Source organism: Paraburkholderia sp. A1RI-2L, from assembly GCF_048957375.1.
Taxonomy (GTDB): domain Bacteria; phylum Pseudomonadota; class Gammaproteobacteria; order Burkholderiales; family Burkholderiaceae; genus Paraburkholderia.
On sequence record NZ_JARBTA010000002.1, the window covers coordinates 657,365 to 677,020 of the forward strand.

A 19,656-nucleotide genomic window follows, 5' to 3' on the forward strand; every position below is an offset into this window, starting at 1 on the left:
TCGAGCATCTGCGCGCCGTCGGGCAGCGGTTCGCAGAACCCGGTGGCCGTGCGCCTCGGCATTCGCCACAAGCTCCAGGCAAGCGCCAGCTCCGTGCGGCGCCATGCTGGCTGCCGCTTCGCGCGCGCTTCTGGTACGCTGCGCCCTTTCCCCTCGCAGCGATCGAATCGATGGAACTCCCTTTCAACGAAGCTGGCGTCTCGGTCACGCGCACCGCACTCTCTGCTGCTGGCCAAGTCTTTCCGCTGCGCGACATCGACGACTTGCGCATCGTCCCCGGACAGCGCAAGCGCACCGTGCCCATCGCGCTGTCGCTGATCGGCGTGGCGCTCGCGGCGGTGGGCGGCGCATTCGGCTCGGGTGCCGGACTCGCATGCGGCGTGATGCTGGTGGTGGTGGGCTGGCTCGCGTGGATCTGGCAGGAGGCCCGGCATCAGTTGATCGTGGTGACGGGCGGCGAATCCCGTGAAGCGGTCTGGAGCGCCGATATCGTCTTCCTCGAACGCGTCGAGCAGGCCGTGCGCTCGGCGAAAGCCGCAAGCGCCGCCGGCAATCCCGGCGCCCAGGCCAGCGCGTCGCGCCCCGCCACACAGTAAATCCACCGCCTGCACGGCGCGTCGTCAGTTCGGCGGCGCAAATCAGGGGCGCAAATCAGCGCCCCATTTCAACCGGCTTCGTGCGCCAGATCTCCCTCGCGTACTCCGCAATCGCACGATCCGATGAGAACATGCCCATGCCCGCCACGTTCTCGATCGCGCTCGCGGTCCAGCTGTGCATGTCGATGAAGCGCCGGTCCGCGGCCTCCTGGGCCTGAACAAACGCGGCGTAGTCGGCCAGCACCATGTAGTGATCGCCCCAGTCCACGAGCGTGTGGAAGATCTCCTGGTAGCGCGCCGGATCGTCGGGCGCGAAAAAGCCGCGGCGGATCTGGTCGAGCGCCATGCGCAACTCGGCATTCTCCTCGTAGATCTGACGCGGCCGATAGCCCGCGCCGCGCAGCGCGTCGACCTGATCGGCCGTATTGCCGAAGATGAAGATGTTGTCGGCGCCCACGGCCTCGCCGATCTCGATGTTCGCGCCGTCCAGCGTGCCCATCGTGAGCGCGCCATTGAGCGCGAGCTTCATGTTGCCGGTGCCTGACGCCTCGGTGCCCGCTGTCGAGATCTGCTCGGAAAGATCGGCGGCAGGAATCAGCAGTTCGGCTACGCTCACGCCGTAATTCGGCACGAACACCACCTTGAGACGATCGCCCACGACGGGGTCGTGATTCACCTTCGCGGCCACATCGTTGATGAGGCGAATGATGGTCTTGGCCATGCGGTACGCCGAGGCCGCCTTGCCCGCGAACAGCACGACGCGCGGCACCCAGTCCTGTTCGGGCGACTGCACGATGCGGTTGTAGCGCGTGATCACATGAAGCACGTTGAGCAATTGCCGCTTGTACTCGTGGATGCGCTTGACCTGCATGTCGAACAACGCGTCGGGGTTGAACGCGAGGCCGGTGCGCGCGGTCATGCGCCTGATGAGGCGCACTTTGTTCTCGCGCTTGGCCGCGCGAAATGCCGCTTCGAACGCAGCGTCGCCAGCCAACTTGCGCAGCGCGCCGAGCTCGAACAGATCCTTGCGCCACTGCGTGCCGATAGTCTCGTCCACGAGCCGCGCGAGCGGCGGGCTCGCCTGGGCGAGCCAGCGCCGCGGCGTGATGCCGTTGGTCACGTTCGTGAAGCGCTCGGGATAGAGCCGCGCGAAGTCAGCGAAGATATCGCGCGTCATCAACTGGGAATGCAGCTTCGAGACGCCGTTCACCTTGTGGCTCGCGACAATCGCGAGATAGGCCATGCGCACGCGCCGCTGGCCGTATTCGTCCACGAGCGAAATGCTGCGGATGAAGTCGAGATCGTGCGGGCCTTTCTCGCTCGCCTCGCGCAGAAACGCGGCGTTGATGTCGAAGATGATTTCGAGGTGGCGCGGCAGCAGGCGCGCCAATAGTTCGACATCCCAGGTTTCCAGCGCTTCGGGCATCAGCGTGTGATTCGTGTACGAGAACACGCGCTTGATATGGCCCATCGCTTCTTCCCAGGGCATGTGGTGGACATCCACGAACAGGCGAACCAGTTCGGGAATCGCCAGCACCGGGTGCGTATCGTTCAGGTGCACCGCGACCTTGTCCGAAAAGCGGCCGAACGTGCTGTGCGTGCGCAGATAGCGGCGGATCAGATCCTGCATCGTCGCCGAGACGAAGAAGTACTCCTGGCGCAGGCGCAACTCGCGGCCCGCCATGGTCGAGTCGTCGGGATAGAGCAGGCGCGAGACGTTCTCGGAGACGTTGCGCGCCTCTACCGCGCGTTGATAGTCGCCCTGGTTGAACGCGGAAAGATCGAGTTCTTCGCAGGCGCGCGCGGACCACAGGCGCAGCGTGTTGGTCGCGCTCGTCGCATAGCCTGGAATGATGGTGTCGTAGGCCATCGCGTTCACGGTGTGCGTCTCGATCCATTCGACGGTGCCGTTGCGCTGCACGGTGCGCCCGCCGAAGTGCACGGGGTACTGCACCTCGGGGCGCGGAAACTCCCATGGGTTGCCCGAGCGCAGCCAGTAGTCGGGCTCCTCCACCTGCTCGCCGTTGACGATCTGCTGGCGAAACATGCCGTAGTCGTAGCGGATGCCGTAGCCGAAGCCCGGAATGCCGAGCGTGGCCATAGAATCGAGAAAGCACGCGGCTAGCCGCCCGAGGCCGCCGTTGCCGAGCGCGGCGTCGGGCTCCAGGTCGATGAGCGCCTCCATGTCCACGCCGAGACTCGCGAGCGCCTCTTTCATCGGCTCGTAAATGCCGAGCGCGAGCAGCGCGTTGGAGAAGGTGCGGCCAATGAGGAACTCCATCGACAGGTAGTAGACGCGCTTGGCGTCCTGGTCGTACTGGCTGCGCGTGGTCACCATCCAGCGCTCGACGAGGCGGTCGCGCACGGCCAGCGCGGCGGCATGCAGCCAGTCGTGCGGACGCGCGGTCACGGCGTCCTTGCCGACGCCGTACATCAGGCGGTTCGACACGGAGCGGCGCAGGGCGTCGGCACTGCTCTTCAATTGGTCGAATTCAAGACCCACTGCTGTCATCGAATGTCTCCCGTAAAACGGCGGGCGGAGCGGAGGCGGACAGGGCAAATGCTGACGTCAATGCAGCAGCCCGACCGCCACGAGTCAGTTTGCAGAGTAGGACATTTTTGGGTAGCGTGCGGCGCTGCGCCATTGGCTTCGCGCGCCGCGGCGCGCGTGAATGCGCAGCGTGGCGGCGGCTCGCGCGGATTGCGCATACTTGGCAGTTAGTTGCATTGCTACCGGCGATGCCTCCCGGCCCTGTCCCCTTTGAAGCATCCGCTGCAGAATCGCGCAGGGTCTGCAACAATCGCCAATTTGCGCGCGCCGCGCCTGCTGCGTCCGCGTATTTCCCTGCCCCAGCTTCGCATCGCCCGTGACCCGCCGTGTCCGATACCCGCACCGCGCAAAGCCTCATCGAGCGCGCCGACGCGCCTATGTCGCCCCAAAACCGCCGCGCGATGGCCGCCATCATGCTTGCCGTCGCGCTCGCGACGCTAGACACCGCCATCGCCAACACCGCGCTGCCCGCCATCGCCACCGATCTGCACGCGGCGCCCGCCGCCTCGGTCTGGATCATCAACGCCTACCAGCTCGCGATGGTGGCGACGCTGCTGCCGCTCGCCGCGCTCGGCGACATCATCGGCCATCGGCGCATCTATATCAGCGGGCTCGCCATCTTCACGGTAGCCTCGCTCGCCTGCGCGCTCGCGCCCACGCTCACGGCGCTCGCGGGCGCACGCGTGCTGCAGGGCGTCGGCGCGAGCGCGATCATGAGCGTCAACACGGCGCTGATCCGCTTCCTGTACCCGCCGCACCGACTCGGGCGCGGGGTGGGCATGAACGCGCTGGTCGTGGGGGTTTCGTTCGCCGTGGGGCCGACCGTCGCCTCGATCATCCTTTCGGCGGGCACCTGGCCATGGCTGTTCGCGATCAACGTGCCGCTCGGCGCGGTCGCGCTCGTGTTCGCGCTGCCCGCGCTGCCGCACACGGAACGCGGCAAGCACGCGTTCGACCCGCTCGCCGCTCTGCTCAATCTCGTGACCTTCTCCGCGCTGATCTTCGCGCTCGGCGAAGCAGCGCAGCGCGCGCCGGCAAAAGAAGTGATCGTGGCGGCGCTCACCGCGCTCGGGTTCGGCGCGCTGCTGATCCGCCGCGAGGCCGGCCATCCCGCGCCGATGCTGCCCGTGGATCTCTTCAAGCGCCCCGTGTTCGCGCTCTCTTCGATTACGGCCATGTGCGCGTTCGCGGCCCAGGGGCTTGCGTTCGTCTCGCTGCCGTTCTATTTCGAAACCGTGCTGATGCGCAGCCAGGTGGAGACCGGCTTCCTGATGACACCGTGGTCGGTGGTGGTGGCCGCCGCCGCGCCCATTGCGGGACGGCTTTCCGACCGCTATCCGCCGGGCCTGCTGGGCGCGGTCGGCCTCGCGATCCTCGCGGCCGGCATGGCGTCGCTGGCGATGCTGCCCGCGCATCCGAACGTGCTCGACATCGTGATCCGCATGTCGATCTGCGGCGCGGGCTTTGGCTTCTTCCAGTCGCCGAACCTGAAGGCGATCATGTCGTCCGCGCCGCCCGAGCGCAGCGGCGGCGCGAGCGGCACCATCGCGGTCTCGCGCCTGCTCGGACAAGCGACGGGCGCGGCGCTCGTGGCGTTGTGCTTCGGCGTGGCGGGCGCGCACGGGCCCACGCTGGCGCTGGGCCTCGGCGCCATATTCGCCGCGGCGGCGAGCGTGGCGAGCGGGTTGCGGCTGTTCGCGCCGTCGCACCGCGCGATCAAGCGATGAGGAGCCGCGGTGAGCGGCGGCCGCGCCGCCGGCGCGGCGCGCTTCGCTTTGGCTTTCAGCGCGTGAAGTAACCCTTCACCGCCGCAACGAACGTATCGATATCGGCGGCGCTCACGTCGAGGTGCGTCACGAAGCGCGACGCATAAAGCATTTGCGTGAGGATGCCGCGCTCCTTGAGCCACGCCTCCAGCGGCGCGCAATCGGCCTGTGGGAACTGCGCGAACACCATGTTGGTAGCCTGCGACGCCACCTTCACTTCATCGATCTGCGCGAGCCCGGCCGCGAGGCGCGCGGCGTTTGCGTGGTCGTCGGCGAGGCGCGCCACGTTGTGATCGAGCGCGTAGAGGCATGCCGCCGCGAGCACGCCCGCCTGGCGCATGCCGCCGCCCAGCATCTTGCGCCAGCGGTGCGCCGAATCGATCAGCGCCTTGCTGCCCGCCAGCACCGAACCGACCGGCGTGCCCAGACCCTTCGAAAAGCAGATCGACACCGAATCGAAGCCCTCGGTCAGCGCCTCGAGCGACTGGTTCGAGGCAACCACCGCATTGAACACGCGCGCGCCGTCGAGGTGCGTGGCAAGCCCGCGGCCATGCGCGAACTGCGTGGCCTCGGCGACATAGGCCGCGGGCAGCACCTTCCCGCCGATGGTGTTCTCGAGCGCGAACAGGCGCGTGCGCGCGAAGTGATCGTCGATTGGCTTGATCGCTGCGGCGACGCGCTCAAGCGGGATCGTGCCGTCCTCGGCATTGTCGAGCGGCTGCGGCTGGATGCTGCCGAGCACCGCCGCACCGCCGCCTTCGTATTTGTACGTGTGAGCCGCCTGGCCAACGATGTATTCGTCGCCGCGCGCGCAATGCGCCATCAGCGCGGCAAGGTTGCTCTGGGTGCCGCTGGGAAAGAACAGGCCCGCCTCCTTGCCGGCTTCCTCGGCCACGCGCGCCTGCAGGCGCAGGACGGTGGGATCGTCGCCCCAGACGTCGTCGCCGGTTTCGGCGCTGGTCATGGCGGCAAGCATGGCGGCGCTCGGGCGGGTAACGGTGTCGCTACGCAGATCGATCATGCGGATGGGTTCCTCATAATGGCCGTGCGCGCACGGCGCGTTCCGCCGCCTTGCGCGGCGTGGAAACCATCGAGTGTATTTTCAAACGGCTTGCGAAGGAAGCCTGAAACACGGAAGCCTGAAACGAAACCGGGGCGCATGGCCCCGGTGTGCAATGGTCCGCCCGCCGCGTGCCTAGCGCGGCAGCAGTTGCAGCGGATCGACCGGCTTGCCGTCGCTGCGCACTTCGAACACCACGCCCGGAATGCCGTCGTTGTCGACGCCCATTTCGGCGATCGGCTGGCCTTGCGAAACGACGTCGTCTTCCTTCACGAGCAGCCTGCCGTTGCGGCCGTACGCCGTCACGGTCTGGTCGTTGTGCTTGATGATGACGAGCGGGCCATAGGCCTCGATGCCCGAGCCCGCGTAGACCACGCGGCCCGCGGCGGCGGCCCTGACCTGCTCGCCCTGGCTGCCGCCGATCACGATGCCGTTGGACTTGCCCGGCGAGAAACGCTGCAGGATCGGGCCGCGCACGGGCCACGCCAGCGCGAGCGCAGCCGGTGCGGGCGAAGGTGCAGCAACGCCGGCGGCCGCGGGCGCGGCGCTGGTGTAAGCGGGCGGCTGGGGAGCCGCGTTGGTGTAGCCCGGCGGGGGCGCGACGCGCAGCACCTGGCCCGGCAGCACTTGCGCGTTCGGCGGCATTTGATTCCAGCTCGCGAGGTCTTGCGGACGCTGGCCATAAGCGCTGGCGATACGCGAAAGCGTGTCGCCGGGGTTGACGCGGTAGTAGCCGGCCGGCACGCCGGTGGAGGTCACGGGGGGTGCCGGAGTCGTATTGCTCTCCCAAGGGGGCATGACCGTGCTGCAGGCGCTACAGGCTAGCGTGAGCGCGGCCAATGCCGCGTACGCGCCCGGGTTTCGCCGTTGTCGATTCATCTTGCTGTACCTCGCTGGTTCCTCGCTGTTTCCACGCCACGTACGGCGCGGATACGTATCCGGGATGCGCGTGGGGCCGCTGGCGTTCGCCTGCGATACCCTGCGAAGCCGGAATTGGCGAACGGCCCCCATTATATCGTCCCATGCGTGGCGCTCTTCTTTCGCGCGCAGCCGCGAGCGCCGCGCATGGGCAGCGGCGCTGCCCGCCCAGGCTCGCGCACGCCCGGCCCATTCGCTTGCGTGCTCGCCTATACTGGGTCCTGCTGCTCTCATCAGACAATCAGACAATTAAGCGAAAGGCCTCTCGCTGTGGTGCAACGTCCGTGAGGAACACCAGGATGAATAAAGCCACTTTCCTTTCCGTGCAGATCAATGTCGAAGACGTCGCCGCCTCGCCTGGCCTCGTCGAATTGCTGAATAACCATCTCGTCTTTGCTGCCGACGTCGCGGAAGCCGCCGACGAACTGATCCAGCACGCCAGTATCGCGCGGCTTTCCGGCGGCCTGGAAGCCACGGTCGAAATTCCGGCCATCGTGGTCGAGCGCCTGCGCGACGCGCTCGACACTCTGAGCGGTTATGACGAAACCTGGCTGTTAGCGCTCGAACCCGGCCACACGCTTTTCGACGATATTGCACGCCAGCGTCGCCTGCTGCATTGAGCGGCGCGTAGCGCAGGCCACCCCGGCCGCGCGCCACGAAGCGTGACGTGACATTTTGGGGGAAACGCCGTGAAATCGTTCCTGAATCGCCGCAGCGCCGGGCTCTCCAACGGCGCCTCGCATCTCGTCGCCGTCGAACCCGGCACGCCACCCGAAGCCGCACCCGAGAGCGATGCTGCGCACGCCGCCGGTGGAGGCGTCGTCATCGACGATGGCGCGCCCAGCGGCGCCGAAACGCTTGCTCCGAACTCGCCCGATGCCGGCCCGATGGCGCGCCCGGTCTCCACGCTGCACGCGGTGCCGGCCGTGCCCGCACATCTGAGCAACCGGCCCGTGCAAGTAGCAGAGGGCGCTTCGTTCGAAGCGCTCGCAGCCGCCGGCGAACTCATCACTTTCCGCGTGTTCCGCAGCTTCGACTATGTCGTGACACTGCTGTTTCATGGCCCCACGCTCTCTTACTTCGTGACCCTGCATCAGGACAATACGCTCTGGCACGCCTTGCGGGCCGCCGATCTCGATTCGGCCAGCGCGGCGTTTCATCATCTCGAAGACCAGGCCACGCGCCTTGCCGGTGGTGAAACTCGTCTCGCCCAACTGGCGGCGCAAAACGCGATGCTCACAAAGCAGATCGAGCAGGCGGAAACGCAGGCCGAACGACTGCGCGTGGACCTGCAGCGCCATGCGGAGCAGGAGCACCGCGTGAGCGCACGCCAGCATCAGGTGCGCAAGGACGTGGCGCAGCTCGAAGCGCAACGCATCGCCGCCCAGGCGCAGCTGAACAAGGCGCACCGAACGATCCATCAACTGAGCGTGGCGAGCAACGAAGGCGTGCCGCATCTGCCGGGCCGTTGAAGCCTTCCTGCCAATCGCATGAACCGCATGCCCAAAAGAAAAGCGCGGGCCGGAAAAATACCGGGCCGCGCTGGGACTGCATACTGCTACTGCGTACTGCAACTTCGTGCTACGTACTGCAACTGCTAATGCAACCTCTTTGCTAACTGCACCTTCTACTGCTGACTACGTGTTGCTACTGCCTGCTGCGTACTGCAACTGCCAACTACACCTCTTTGCTAACTGCACCTTCTACTGCGCACTGCAACTTCCACTGCTGACTGCTGCGTAAAACAACATCTACTACGTACTGCTTACTCCAACTGCCAACTACAACACCTCTTTGCTTGCTACACCTTCTTCTTGCGTACTACCACTTCCACTACCTGCTGCATAAAACAACTTCTACTACGCACTACACTTTCCAACCGCCACCTGCGCGAAGCCACTCTGCGCGACTTCGCTTGCAACCTGCGGCCACTAACCACTTAGTGACCGAAATAAACCGATTGCGACGGGGCGACTTGCCGCGGCTGCACTGCCGGGCCGCCCGCCTGCGAGGTGCCCACAGCCGGCGCGCCGTAACCGCTGGTATCGCCACGCGCGAGTTTTTCCTGGGTCACGCGGGCCTGCGCGGCCTGCAGATTCTGCGGATAGTTCACCTGGTTATCCGCCGGGTTGTAACCGGCCTGTTCGAGTTCGACGAGCTCTGCGCGCACCTGGGCGCGGGTCAAACCTTGCTGGCTCGACTGTGCAAACGAAACGGCCGGGATAGCGAGTGCTGCGGCCAACACAACTGCAGGGAAGAACTTTTTCATGATTTGACCTCCATCTGGTTTTGTGTCCGCTTCGAACTCTTTGTTCGTCAGCGTTTGATGTAAGTCTAGGCGTTTACCCGTACCAGGGTAAACCCCAATTACGCAAAACATCGTTGCATAAATGTCAATAAAAAAGGGAACCCGATGGTTCCCTTTTTTTCTCAACAGCGTTCAGCAAGCGTTAGCCCTTGTGCGCCTCATGACCAGTCGGCGTGGAAGTTGCCAGGCTTGTCCACCCGCTCGAAGGTATGCGCGCCGAAGAAGTCGCGTTGCGCCTGCACGAGGTTCGCGGGCACGCGCGCCGAGCGATAGCCGTCGAAGTACGCGATCGCCGACGAGAACGCCGGCACCGGCACGCCCGAGTTCACCGCCTGAACCACCACTTCGCGCAGCGCCGCCTGGTAGTTCGCGGCGACGTCGCGGAAATAAGGATCGAGCAGCAGATTGTCGAGCTGCGGGGCCTTCGCATAGGCGTCCATGATCTTCTGCAGGAAGCGCGCGCGGATGATGCAGCCCGCGCGGAAGATCTTCGCGATCGTGCCGTACTGCAGATCCCACTTGTACTCGTCCGAGGCCGCGCGCAGTTGCGCGAAGCCCTGCGCATACGAGATCACCTTCGAGAAGTACAGCGCGCGGCGCACCGCTTCGACGAACGCCTTGCGCTCACCCGGGAACGGCTTGGCGTCCGGGCCCGCGAGCACCTTGCTCGCGGCCACGCGCTGCGTCTTGAGCGACGAGAGCACGCGCGCGAACACGGCTTCCGTGATGAGCGGCAGCGGCGCGCCCACGTCGAGCGCGTTCTGGCTCGTCCATTTGCCGGTGCCCTTTTGCGCGGCGCGGTCCAGAATCACGTCGACGAGATACTGACCCGTCTCCTCGTCCTTCTTGCCGAAGATCTTCGAGGTGATTTCGATCAGGTAGCTGTCGAGCTCGCCCTGGTTCCATTCCGTGTAGACCTGGCCCAGCTCCTCGTTCGAGAGCCCGAGCACCTGCTTGAGCACCGCGTAGCTTTCGGCGATCAACTGCATGTCGCCGTATTCGATGCCGTTGTGGACCATCTTCACGTAGTGGCCCGCACCGTCCGGACCCATGTACGCGACGCACGGCTCGCCATCGGGCGCCTTCGCGGCGATCTCGGTGAGGATCGGCGCAACCAGATCGTAGGCGTCGCGCGGGCCGCCCGGCATGATCGACGGGCCCTTGAGCGCGCCTTCCTCGCCGCCCGAGACACCCGTGCCGATAAAGTGCAGGCCCGCCTTCGCGAGCTCCTGGTTGCGGCGGATGGTGTCGGTGAAATGCGTGTTGCCGCCGTCGATCAGGATGTCGCCCGGGTCCAGCAGCGGCTTGAGCGCGGCGATGGTGGCGTCGGTGGGCTCGCCGGCCTTCACCATCATCAGGATGCGGCGCGGCCTTTCGAGCGACGCGACGAACTCTTCGAGCGTGTAGGTCGGCACGAGCCTGCGCTCGGGGTACTCAGCGATCAGCTCGTCGGTTTTCTCGCGGGTGCGGTTGAACACCGACACCGCATGACCGCGGCTCTCGATGTTGAGCGCGAGATTGCGCCCCATCACGGCCAGACCCACCACGCCGATTGGCTGTTTGCTCATGTTGAATCTCCACTTCAATCGATTGGGGCAATGCCGCGCGGCTTCGATCGGACAATGCTGCGCGGCATCGATCGTGCAAGGATAAGGGAATCCTCCTCCCCGCGGCGTGCCGGAGCGCGCAAGAGTGCGGCCATCGCCTACTGGCTCGCCGTAGCCGCCTGCTTGCGAAAGACCACGCTGAAGTTATTGGCCGGCATCGGCACCACGGCCTCGCAGGTAAAACCTTCGGCCTGCGCGAGCACTTCGACGGCTTCGAGGTCGCGCACGCCCCACGACGGATCGCGCGCGCGCAAATCGGCATCGAAGGCCTCGTTCGAGGGTGCCGTGTGCACGCCGCCGCGCCGGTACGGACCATAGAGCACCAGCGCGCCGCCCGCAGGAACGCGCGCGCCCGCGCCCTTCATCAACGCAACAGCCGCCTCCCAGGGCGCGATGTGAATCATGTTGATGCAGACGATGGCGTCCACGGCATTCACGGGCCAGGGCTCGCGGCGCACGTCGAGATCGAGCGGCTCGCGCAGGTTCGCGAGGCCCGCATGCGCGCGCCACGCGGCGATGGACAGGCGGGCGCGCGGATCGGCGTCGCTCGGCTGCCACTCGATGCCGGGCAGCGCAGCCGCGAAATGCGCGGCGTGCTGGCCCGTGCCGCTCGCGATCTCCAGCACGGTGCCGCGCGCGGGCAGCGCGCTGCGCAATACGTCGAGGATCGGCGCGGCGTTGCGCGCGGCGGCGGGCGCCGTAAGGCGGTGGATATCGTGATCCTCGGGATCGTTCATCGTGTCGTGGATTCGGGTTGCGTGGATATGCGTGGAATTGCGTGGATCGGTCAGTACAGGCTCTTCTTCATGCGCTCGGCAAGGTCGGCCTCGTAGCGTTCGACGTCGAAGGTCTCGCCGTATTGCTCGGCGTTCACGCGCCGCAGCATGTCGCCCGCGCTCGGCAGCTGCGAGCGCTCGACACGGCGCGCCGGATCCCAGAGGTTCGAGCGCACGATCGCCTTCGCGCAGTGGAAGTACACGCTCTGCACGTCGATCAGCAGCACCGAGCGCGGCGGCTTGCCATCCACGGCAAAGCTCGCGAGCAGATCGGGGTCGAGGCTCACGCGTGCGCGGCCGTTCACGCGCAGCGTCTCGCCCACGCCCGGCACCATGAACAGAAGGCCGACCTGCGGCGCGGCCACCACGTTGCGCAGGCTATCGACGCGGTTGTTGCCGGGACGGTCGGGCAAGGCCAGGGTGCGCGAATCGAGGATGCGCACGAAGCCGGGCGCGTCGCCGCGCGGGGAGCAGTCGAGGCCTTCGGGGCCGCCTGTCGCGAGCACCACGAACGGCGACAGTTCGATGAAGCGGCGGTAGTCCGCGTTCACATGATCGATTTCCTTGCGCAGCGAGCGCTCGTTCGGCGCGCCGTAGTAGGCTTCGAGTTCCGCGATCGTGTTCGGCATAGGGCTTCCTTGTGGCTTCCTTGTGGCTGCTTTATGGCCGTGTCGCTGCTTCGCGACGGCTTCATGGTGCTGCGATGCTGATGCCCCTCGCGCACTGCCTGAAATCGTGGCGCTAATCGTGGCGCCTATGCCGCATTCAGGCGCGCGGCCAGCGCTTCGAGCGTGGCCGCGCACGGCGCCGCCACTTTGAGCGCGAGCAGCGGATCGGCGCGTGTCTTGCCGAGGTTGATCGCCGCCACGGGCTTGCCGCGCTGCTGCGCCCACGCGCAGAAGCGATAGCCCGAATACACCATCAGCGTCGAACCGACCACCAGCACCGCATCCGCCTCGTCGAGGGCCGCCGAGGCCGCCGCCACGCGCTCGCGCGGCACGTTCTCGCCGAAGAACACCACCGACGGCTTGAGCACGCCGCCGCACGCCTCGCAGGCGGGAATATCGAAGGCCTGCTCGCCGTCGAAGTCGAGATGCGCGTCGCCATCGGCGGCGGGCTCGGCGTAGGCGTCCGCCAGTGCCGGATTGCCGGCTTCGAGACGCGGCTGTAACGACGCGCGCGTGTATCGCGCCCCGCAATCGAGGCAATGCACGTGGCCGATGCTGCCATGCAGCTCGATCACATCGGAACTGCCCGCACGCTGATGCAGGCCGTCGACATTCTGCGTGACGAGCGCGGCGATCCGCTGCGCCGCGCCGAGTTGCGCAAGCGCGCGATGCGCGCCGTTGGGCTGCGCAAGGCCGACGGTCGGCCAGCCGATCATGCTGCGCGCCCAATAACGCCGGCGCGCGTTTTCGGAGCCCAGGAATTCCTGCAGCGTGATGGGCGGCGAGCGCTTCCACGCACCGTTTTCATCGCGGTAGCCGGGAATGCCCGAGTCCGTGCTGATGCCCGCGCCGGTCAGCACGAACAGGCGCGGGTGACGTTCCGCGAACGCGTGCAGCGCGTCAAGCGCGGCGGAGTCGGGCTGGCTGGCAGCAAGCGGCAAAGCGGGATCGAACATGATGGTCTGGCGGGGGTACGGGATCAGCGATCAGGCGGCCGGCGCGCGGCCTCGCGCGCCTCCCAGGCCTTCATCGCGGCGCGCCAACGGTCCATCTCTTCATAGTAGAGATCGAAGATGCAGGGACTGCAGCCGCTCTGGCAGCAGTCTTCATCATTGGGCCGTTCGGGCGGCGATGGACGCGGATCGTCCTCGGAATGGGAAGGCAAATGCATGAATGCGTGGCGATGTGGCAATTCGGCACGCCCAGTATACGGGACCATGCGAACGCGCGTGCGGGACCGCATCAGCCCTGAACTCGACGGATTCGGCGCGCCAGCCCCCAGGCCCGCCAAATTCAGACGCGGAAATCGGCGGCCATGTCCTCGTCGCTGCGCGCCACGATCTCGCCGCTGCGCGCGGCCTTGACGAACGCTTCGTAGTCGCGCTCCACCTGATCCGCGTAGCTGGCCGCATAGCCCGCGAGCGCTTCGGCGAACGCGTCGCCGCGACCGATGTATGAGGCGATCTCGATGGCCGCATTGCCCGACTTCGCGTGCGCACGCGCCATCGCCCAGCCGCGCGTAGCCCGCGAGCAACGTGCTGTCGAGCAACTCGAGGTCCACCGAGAGCTTCATGTCGCGCAACTGGCGAAAGTAGAAATGGCGTCCCGAGGGGCCTGTGGACCAGCCGAGAAACAGATCGCTCGCGGCCTGCAGCAAACGCTGCCCCTGCACCACGCGCGTGCCCTCGTGCTTGAATCCGGGCCCCTTGAAATACCGGGAAATCACGGATTGGCGCGCCTCTTTCAACTGCAGGAAAAGCGGCTTGTCGTGATGATCGACGAGCAGCATCACGAGACAGCGCGTGCCGACGCTGCCCACGCCCACCACCCTGAAGACGAGATCCTGGATCGCGAAGTTTTCGAGCAGTTCGCGGCGGTCGGGCGCGAGCGTCTTCAGATAAGCCTCGTAGGTCGGCATGATCATCGAGCGCCAATCGCTGTGCGTGAGCCAGTTGTCCTCGTGCTCGTAAAGCGAGTTCGGGCCGTGCACGTGAAAGAGCGCGGGCGGGGCGTCGCGGATCGTCCAGTGCGGGGCGGCGGGCGCTTCGCTGCTTTCACCATTGCCCGGATCGCTGCGACCGTGACGATCAGCGAGCTTTTCCAGCATGCTCTCGTGGGTGCGGCCCGCGGCCTTCTCCATGCCGCGGCGAATCAGGCGCCGGCCCTCGGGCGTGAGCGCGGTCTCCACCATGCGGTCGAACGTGATCTTGTCGTACCAGAGTTCCAGTGCGCCAAAATTCGCGTACTCGCGCATGCGGTCGCGATACGTGTTCACCGTCGCCATGACGAGATCTTCGGCCACGCCGCGCGAAAAGCGCAGATGACGCGCGGCCACCACGAAACTCGCCACGAGGCGCTTGAGGTCCCACTCCCAAGGGCCGGAAGCCACCTCGTCGAAATCGTTGAGATCGAACGCGAGCTGGCGCTCGGGCGTGGCGAAGCCGCCGAAGTTGAGCAGATGGCCGTCGCCGCATATCGGCATGGCCATGCCCGTGTCAGGCACATGGGCGAGATCGTGAGCCTGCAGGATCGCGCTGCCGCGAAAGAACGTGAAGGGCGAGACGATCATGCGCCCGTAGCGCAGCGGCACGAGATTGGGCACGCGCCCCCCGCTGCTCTGTTTGAGCAGCGCGACCGGGTCGCGCTTGAGCTCGCCCACCTGCTTGTGGCTCGAGCGTTTGGCGCGTTCGCGCGCGGCGCGGCCAGCCGCTTCGCGCTCGGCAACGGTCTTTCCATTCATGAACGGCTCCAGTTCTCGGGGATGTTCGTGGATGCACTCCGCACCGGCCGCTCAGCAAGGCCGCACGCGACTGGCGTGTTTAAGCGTGCGGCCCTTTTTTGCGCAAGCGGACCGGCGCGCGATTTCGCGGCCCGTGGCGGATACGCTTCGCGCTAGAATCGCGCAATGCGCCACTGGGCGCGCGCACCGTGCCGAATCCCGATCATGTCCCTCACTGCCTGGCTCTTTTTCCTGCCCGCCTGCTTCGCGCTCAATATGGCGCCGGGGCCAAACAACCTCCTGTCGATCAACGTGGCCGCGCGCCACGGCTTCATGCGCGCGCTCGTGGGCGGCACGGGCCGGCTGGTCGCATTCGCCGCGATGATCGGGCTCGCGGCAACCGGGCTCGCGTTCGTGCTGCGCGCGTCGGAAGCCATTTTCTTCGCGATCAAGCTCGCGGGCGCGGCCTACCTGGTGTGGCTCGCCGTGCAGCTTTGGCGCAGCGACGCCGCCCCGATCGGCATGAAGCTCGACGGCGATGCCACGCTTGCGCGCATCGCCCGGCGCGAGTGCCTCGTGGCGGCGGGCAACCCGAAGGCGATCCTCGTGTTCACCGCGTTCTTGCCGCAATTCGTCAACGTCGCCAAGCCTATGCTGCCGCAATTCGCCGTGCTGGGCGCGAGCTTTCTCGTGCTTGAATGCGTGGCCATCGCGCTCTACTCGCTCGCAGGCATGTACCTGGGCCGCTGGCTCACGCGCGCGAGCGTGCGCCGCTGGTTCAATCGCGCGTGCGGCGCGTTTCTGGGCATCATTGGCATGAGCTTCCTGCTGGTCCGCCGTTCCTGATCCACGCCCGCCCCAATCCCTGCTGATCTCGCGAAATCGCTGCAAACCCCGGGAAAACACGTAGTCCATAATGTTTTCCTGATGATTGCGCCGACAAACTTTAACTGTCGTTAATCGACGGCAGCCCCTATGCTCGAACCATCGCCTGCGCGTGCGGCGAGTGGCCTGAATCACCCTGTCACTCGCATCGCGCGCGGGCACGCGGTTTTCAACGTCATTGGGGGGAATCCATGAAGATCTGCATCTTTGGAGCGGGCGCCATTGGCGCCATGATGGGCGTGCAGATGGCCCGCGCGGGCGCCGACGTGAGCTTCGTCGCACGCGGCCCGCATCTGGCCGCCATGCGCGAACGCGGCGCACGTCTGTTGATGGACGGCGAGGAGTACGTCGCCAAGGTCCGTTGTACGAACGATCCGCGCGAGCTGGGCGTGCAGGACGTAGTGATCATCACGCTCAAGGCGCATTCGGTGGCGGGCGTGATCGATTCGATGCAGCCGCTCATCGGCAAGCACACTGCCATCGTGACGGGCACCAACGGCATTCCCTACTGGTACTTCTACCGCCACGGCGGCAAGTTCGAGGGCTCGCGGCTCGAAAGCATCGACCCGGACGGCTCGCAATGGACGCGCCTCGGGCCCGAGCGCGCGATTGGCTGCGTGCTCTATCCTGCCGCCGAAATCGAAGAACCGGGTGTGATCCGTCACGTGTACGGCAAGAAGTTTCCGATCGGCGAGCCTTCGGGCGAGCGGACCTCGCGCATCGTGCAACTGCACGAAGTCATGACGGCCGCCGGCTTCGACGCGCCGATCCGCGAGAACATCCGCGACGAAATCTGGCTCAAGCTGTGGGGCAATCTCTGCTTCAATCCGATCAGCGCGCTCACGCACGCCACGCTCGACATCATCACCGAAGACCCGGCCACGCGCGCCGTCGCGCGCACGATGATGCTCGAAGCACAGCGCATTGCCGAGCGGTTCGGCGTGAATTTCCGCGTCGACGTTGAGCGGCGCATCAACGGTGCGGGCGCGGTGGGCGCGCACAAGACCTCGATGCTCGTCGATCTGGAACAGCGCCGGCCGATGGAAATCGATCCGTTGCTGACCGTCGTGCAGGAGATGGGGCAACTCGTGGGCGAAGCCACGCCGGCCATCGACACTGTGCTCGCGCTCATCAAGCAGCGCGAACGCATGGCGCAACGGGCGGCCTGAAAATAAGTAGCGTGAAATAAACGGGCCGCGCTCGAAAAGCGCGGCCCGTTTTGCATTTGAAACACGAAAGAGAAAGGCAAAGCGCTCGCGAGGAGCGCCCGAAAGAAGTCAGCCGATGCGCGCGAGCACGGCGGTTTCGCGTTCGAAACGCGGCGCGACGCGGGCGTCGTGCGTGACATGCGTCGATGCGGTGGCGGCGTGGTCTTCTGCAATCTGGCCGTCCGCGGCGAACTGTGACCACGCGGCTTGAGCGCAAGGACGCAACGAGCGATTGCGGCGCCGCACGAGCATCGTGCTCACCATCACGACCGGCTGCAGCACGCGCGCGACGAGCGGTCCCGCCGGCACCGGCCAATGGCACGCCGCGCCCGATGCGTCGCCGTGCTTCGCGCGCGCGCCGTCGTCGCTGATGGGCAGAATGCCGATGCCCATGCCCAGTTGCGCCATGCGCGCGACGCCTTCGACATGCGCAAGCTCCTGGACCGGACGTCCCTCGGGCCGCAGCCCCTGGAGCGCGCGCATCACCGCACCATGGCAGCCTGCATCGCGATTGAGCGTGAAAAGCGGCTCGCGCGCGAGTTCGTCCCAGCGCAGCGCTCCTTGCAGCGCGAGCGGATGATGCGAGGGCAGCACGGCACACAACGGCGTGGCGGCAAGCGGTTGCATCTCGAAGTTGGCGCTCGTGAACGGCATGGCTTCGGCGATCACGCCGAAATCGGCTTCGCCCTGCTCGACGGCCTGCAAAACGGCGGCTTGCGGCAAGTCCCGCAATTGCAGCGTCAACGAAGGAAACGCCGCTGCACAACGTGCGAACGCGGCGGGAACCCAACCTGAGGACAGCGCTGGATTGCTCGCCACGAGTACGACGCCGCTATATTCATGATGCGCGTCGCGGCCTTCGTTCAACGCCATTTCGATCTCGTCGAGCAAGCGCCCGATGCGCCGCTCGAACCCACTGCCCGCGAGCGTGAGTTCGACCTGGCGCGTCGTGCGATCGAACAGCTTCAGATCGATGGCCTCTTCGAGATCGCGCACGCAGCGGCTCACCGCCGACTGCGTGAGCCCGAATTCGCGCGCGGCACGCGTGAAACTGCGCTCACGCGCGACCGCGACGAATACCTTGAGTTGCTGCAGCGAAACGTTCATCGACATGGTCTGGCCCGTGTCAGCGTATATTCGCGGCTCATTCGCCGGTCTGCAGGCCAGCCGGATTTGCCGAGAGCGAGGCCGAATGCTCGTCGCTGCGCTCGATCAGGCGATGGCGCATGGGCGCGAGGATGAACTTCGCGCCGATGCCCGCTGCGATCGTGATGATCGCCGCTGCGATGAACACCGCGCTCCAGCCACCCGCTGCCGAGAGCACCGAGGCCACCGGCACGAGCAGTGCGGCCGTGCCCTTCGCGGTATAGAGCGTGCCTGCGTTGGCGGCGGCGTACTTGCTGCCGAAGGTGTCGGCGCAGATTGCCGGGAAGATCGAGAAGATCTCACCCCAGAACAGGAAGATGAGCGCGGCGAACGTGATGAACGCATACGGGTTCGTGCCGTACTCCATCATGCCGAGCAGCGCGAGGCCTTCACCCACGAAGATGAAGAACATGGCGTTCTCACGGCCGATCTTGTCGGAGATGAAGCCGCACAGCGGACGCGTGAAGCCATTGCAGATGTTGTCGATCGACAGCGTGAGCGTGAGCAGCGGCAGCGTCGCGCCGAACACGGTCATCGGCATGCGCGCAAGACCCCAGTCCTTCGCGATCGGCCCGATCTGCGCGGTCGCCATCAGGCCGCCTGCGGCAACGGCAACGAACGCCACGTAGATTACCCAGAATACCGGCTGCTTGACCATCTGCCCCGGCGTGTAGTCGACGCGCGAGACGAGGCGGCGGCCCGCTGCCATGGCGGCGCGCGGAGCGGGCTTCACAAGCAGCAGCGCGAGCACGAGAATCGCCACGCCCTGCAGGATGCCGAAGAAGAAGAACGTGTGCTCGTAGCCCGAACGCGAAATCATGTTCGCAATAGGGATCACGGTGACGGCCGCACCCGCGCCAAAGCCCGCCGCGGTCAGGCCCGCTGCGAGACCCCGACGGTCCGGGAACCACTTGAGCGCGTTGCCCACGCAGGTGCCATACACGCCGCCCGCGCCGATGCCCGCGAGCACCGAGCCTGCATAGAGCATCGGCAGCGTGGTCGCATACGAGTAAAGCACCCATGCGAGGCCTGCGCACACCGCGCCGCCCATGACGACCGGGCGGGGGCCGAACTTGTCGACGAGCCAGCCTTCGATCGGCACGAGCCAGGTTTCAGTCAGGATGAAGATCGAGAACGCCAGCTGAATCGAGGCTTCGCCCCAATGATGGCGCGCGTTCATGGGCGCGACGAAGAGCGTCCACGCGTACTGCAGGTTGGCAACGAGCGCCATGCATAGCATGCCCACCACCAGTTGACCCCAGCGGTTCGTCCAAAACGGACCACCTTCGCTCCTTTGACTGATTGCATTCATCTCGGTTGTCTCCACTATCCGATCAAGAATTGCAGCCGCTTTTCCGGCTTGCATAAACATCCACTTATAGACTTCGAATCCACCCTGATTTGCCGCTTATTCCTATTCTCATCGGCACATAAAAATTCGAATGAAA

Annotated in this window: 17 protein-coding genes and 1 pseudogene; 6 read left to right on the top strand and 12 right to left on the bottom strand. The window is 66.0% G+C overall.

The genetic code is table 11. The annotated features are described in order from the left end of the window. The first annotated feature begins 170 nt into the window (after positions 1-170). The gene (locus PWP93_RS17845; protein WP_421045353.1) at positions 171-596 is read left to right on the top strand and encodes a DUF6232 family protein; all 426 of its coding nucleotides are present in this window, start codon (positions 171-173) and stop codon (positions 594-596) included. Between the two features lie 55 nt (positions 597-651). Here PWP93_RS17845 and PWP93_RS17850 read toward each other — a convergent pair whose 3' ends face one another. Further along, positions 652-3,108, bottom strand: a complete 2,457-nt coding sequence (locus PWP93_RS17850) for a glycogen/starch/alpha-glucan phosphorylase (RefSeq protein WP_421045354.1) — start codon at positions 3,106-3,108, stop codon at positions 652-654. Between the two features lie 416 nt (positions 3,109-3,524). On the opposite strand from PWP93_RS17850, the gene PWP93_RS17855 reads away from it, so the two are divergent. Then, positions 3,525-4,874, top strand: coding sequence for an MFS transporter (locus PWP93_RS17855; RefSeq protein WP_421046108.1), 1,350 nt, complete (start codon positions 3,525-3,527; stop codon positions 4,872-4,874). 55 nt (positions 4,875-4,929) lie between these two features. Here the strand turns inward: PWP93_RS17855 and ltaE are convergent, their stop codons facing one another. Both ltaE and PWP93_RS17865 read right to left on the bottom strand, forming a co-directional pair. Further along, the gene (gene ltaE, locus PWP93_RS17860) at positions 4,930-5,934 is read right to left on the bottom strand and encodes a low-specificity L-threonine aldolase (protein WP_421045355.1); all 1,005 of its coding nucleotides are present in this window, start codon (positions 5,932-5,934) and stop codon (positions 4,930-4,932) included. 174 nt (positions 5,935-6,108) lie between these two features. Next, entirely contained in the window at positions 6,109-6,852 is a 744-nt protein-coding gene (locus PWP93_RS17865; protein ID WP_421045356.1) for a peptidoglycan DD-metalloendopeptidase family protein, read from the bottom strand. A gap of 338 nt (positions 6,853-7,190) precedes the next feature. Here PWP93_RS17865 and PWP93_RS17870 point away from each other — a divergent pair, with 338 nt between their 5' ends. Then, complete coding sequence (locus PWP93_RS17870) at positions 7,191-7,511, top strand: hypothetical protein (protein ID WP_421045357.1); 321 nt, start codon at positions 7,191-7,193, stop codon at positions 7,509-7,511. Positions 7,512-7,580: 69 nt separating this feature from the next. Beyond that, the gene (locus tag PWP93_RS17875; RefSeq protein WP_421045358.1) at positions 7,581-8,363 is read left to right on the top strand and encodes a DUF2968 domain-containing protein; all 783 of its coding nucleotides are present in this window, start codon (positions 7,581-7,583) and stop codon (positions 8,361-8,363) included. Positions 8,364-8,830: 467 nt separating this feature from the next. Here PWP93_RS17875 and PWP93_RS17880 read toward each other — a convergent pair whose 3' ends face one another. The 7 genes and pseudogenes from PWP93_RS17880 to PWP93_RS17910 all read right to left on the bottom strand — a co-directional run bounded on the left by PWP93_RS17880 (position 8,831) and on the right by PWP93_RS17910 (position 14,819). After that, positions 8,831-9,160 (bottom strand): DUF4148 domain-containing protein, encoded by a 330-nt coding sequence (locus tag PWP93_RS17880; RefSeq protein WP_421045359.1) that lies wholly within the window; start codon positions 9,158-9,160, stop codon positions 8,831-8,833. A gap of 197 nt (positions 9,161-9,357) precedes the next feature. Beyond that, positions 9,358-10,767: an NADP-dependent phosphogluconate dehydrogenase gene (gene gndA, locus PWP93_RS17885; RefSeq protein ID WP_421045360.1), complete on the bottom strand. Its 1,410-nt coding sequence runs from the start codon at positions 10,765-10,767 to the stop codon at positions 9,358-9,360. A gap of 137 nt (positions 10,768-10,904) precedes the next feature. Beyond that, positions 10,905-11,543 (bottom strand): DUF938 domain-containing protein, encoded by a 639-nt coding sequence (locus PWP93_RS17890; RefSeq protein WP_421045361.1) that lies wholly within the window; start codon positions 11,541-11,543, stop codon positions 10,905-10,907. A 50-nt stretch (positions 11,544-11,593) separates the two neighbouring features. Beyond that, positions 11,594-12,211 carry a pyridoxamine 5'-phosphate oxidase family protein gene (locus PWP93_RS17895; RefSeq protein ID WP_421045362.1) on the bottom strand — a complete coding sequence of 206 codons (618 nt, stop codon included), beginning with the start codon at positions 12,209-12,211 and terminating at the stop codon, positions 11,594-11,596. Positions 12,212-12,336: 125 nt separating this feature from the next. After that, positions 12,337-13,206 (bottom strand): NAD-dependent protein deacetylase, encoded by an 870-nt coding sequence (locus PWP93_RS17900; RefSeq protein ID WP_421045363.1) that lies wholly within the window; start codon positions 13,204-13,206, stop codon positions 12,337-12,339. A gap of 23 nt (positions 13,207-13,229) precedes the next feature. Further along, positions 13,230-13,421: an oxidoreductase-like domain-containing protein gene (locus tag PWP93_RS17905; protein ID WP_421026163.1), complete on the bottom strand. Its 192-nt coding sequence runs from the start codon at positions 13,419-13,421 to the stop codon at positions 13,230-13,232. A 122-nt stretch (positions 13,422-13,543) separates the two neighbouring features. Further along, positions 13,544-14,819, bottom strand: a pseudogene (locus tag PWP93_RS17910) (DUF2252 domain-containing protein). A gap of 375 nt (positions 14,820-15,194) precedes the next feature. Here PWP93_RS17910 and PWP93_RS17915 point away from each other — a divergent pair. Together PWP93_RS17915 and PWP93_RS17920 are read left to right on the top strand one after the other, a co-directional pair. Next, entirely contained in the window at positions 15,195-15,815 is a 621-nt protein-coding gene (locus tag PWP93_RS17915; RefSeq protein ID WP_421045364.1) for a LysE family translocator, read from the top strand. Positions 15,816-16,045: 230 nt separating this feature from the next. Further along, positions 16,046-17,023, top strand: a complete 978-nt coding sequence (locus PWP93_RS17920) for a 2-dehydropantoate 2-reductase (RefSeq protein WP_421026166.1) — start codon at positions 16,046-16,048, stop codon at positions 17,021-17,023. A 108-nt stretch (positions 17,024-17,131) separates the two neighbouring features. Here the strand turns inward: PWP93_RS17920 and PWP93_RS17925 are convergent, their stop codons facing one another. Continuing rightward, entirely contained in the window at positions 17,132-18,175 is a 1,044-nt protein-coding gene (locus PWP93_RS17925) for a LysR family transcriptional regulator (RefSeq protein ID WP_421026167.1), read from the bottom strand. Positions 18,176-18,206: 31 nt separating this feature from the next. Beyond that, positions 18,207-19,520, bottom strand: coding sequence for an oxalate/formate MFS antiporter (gene oxlT, locus PWP93_RS17930; protein WP_421026168.1), 1,314 nt, complete (start codon positions 19,518-19,520; stop codon positions 18,207-18,209). Between the last annotated feature and the right edge of the window lie 136 nt (positions 19,521-19,656).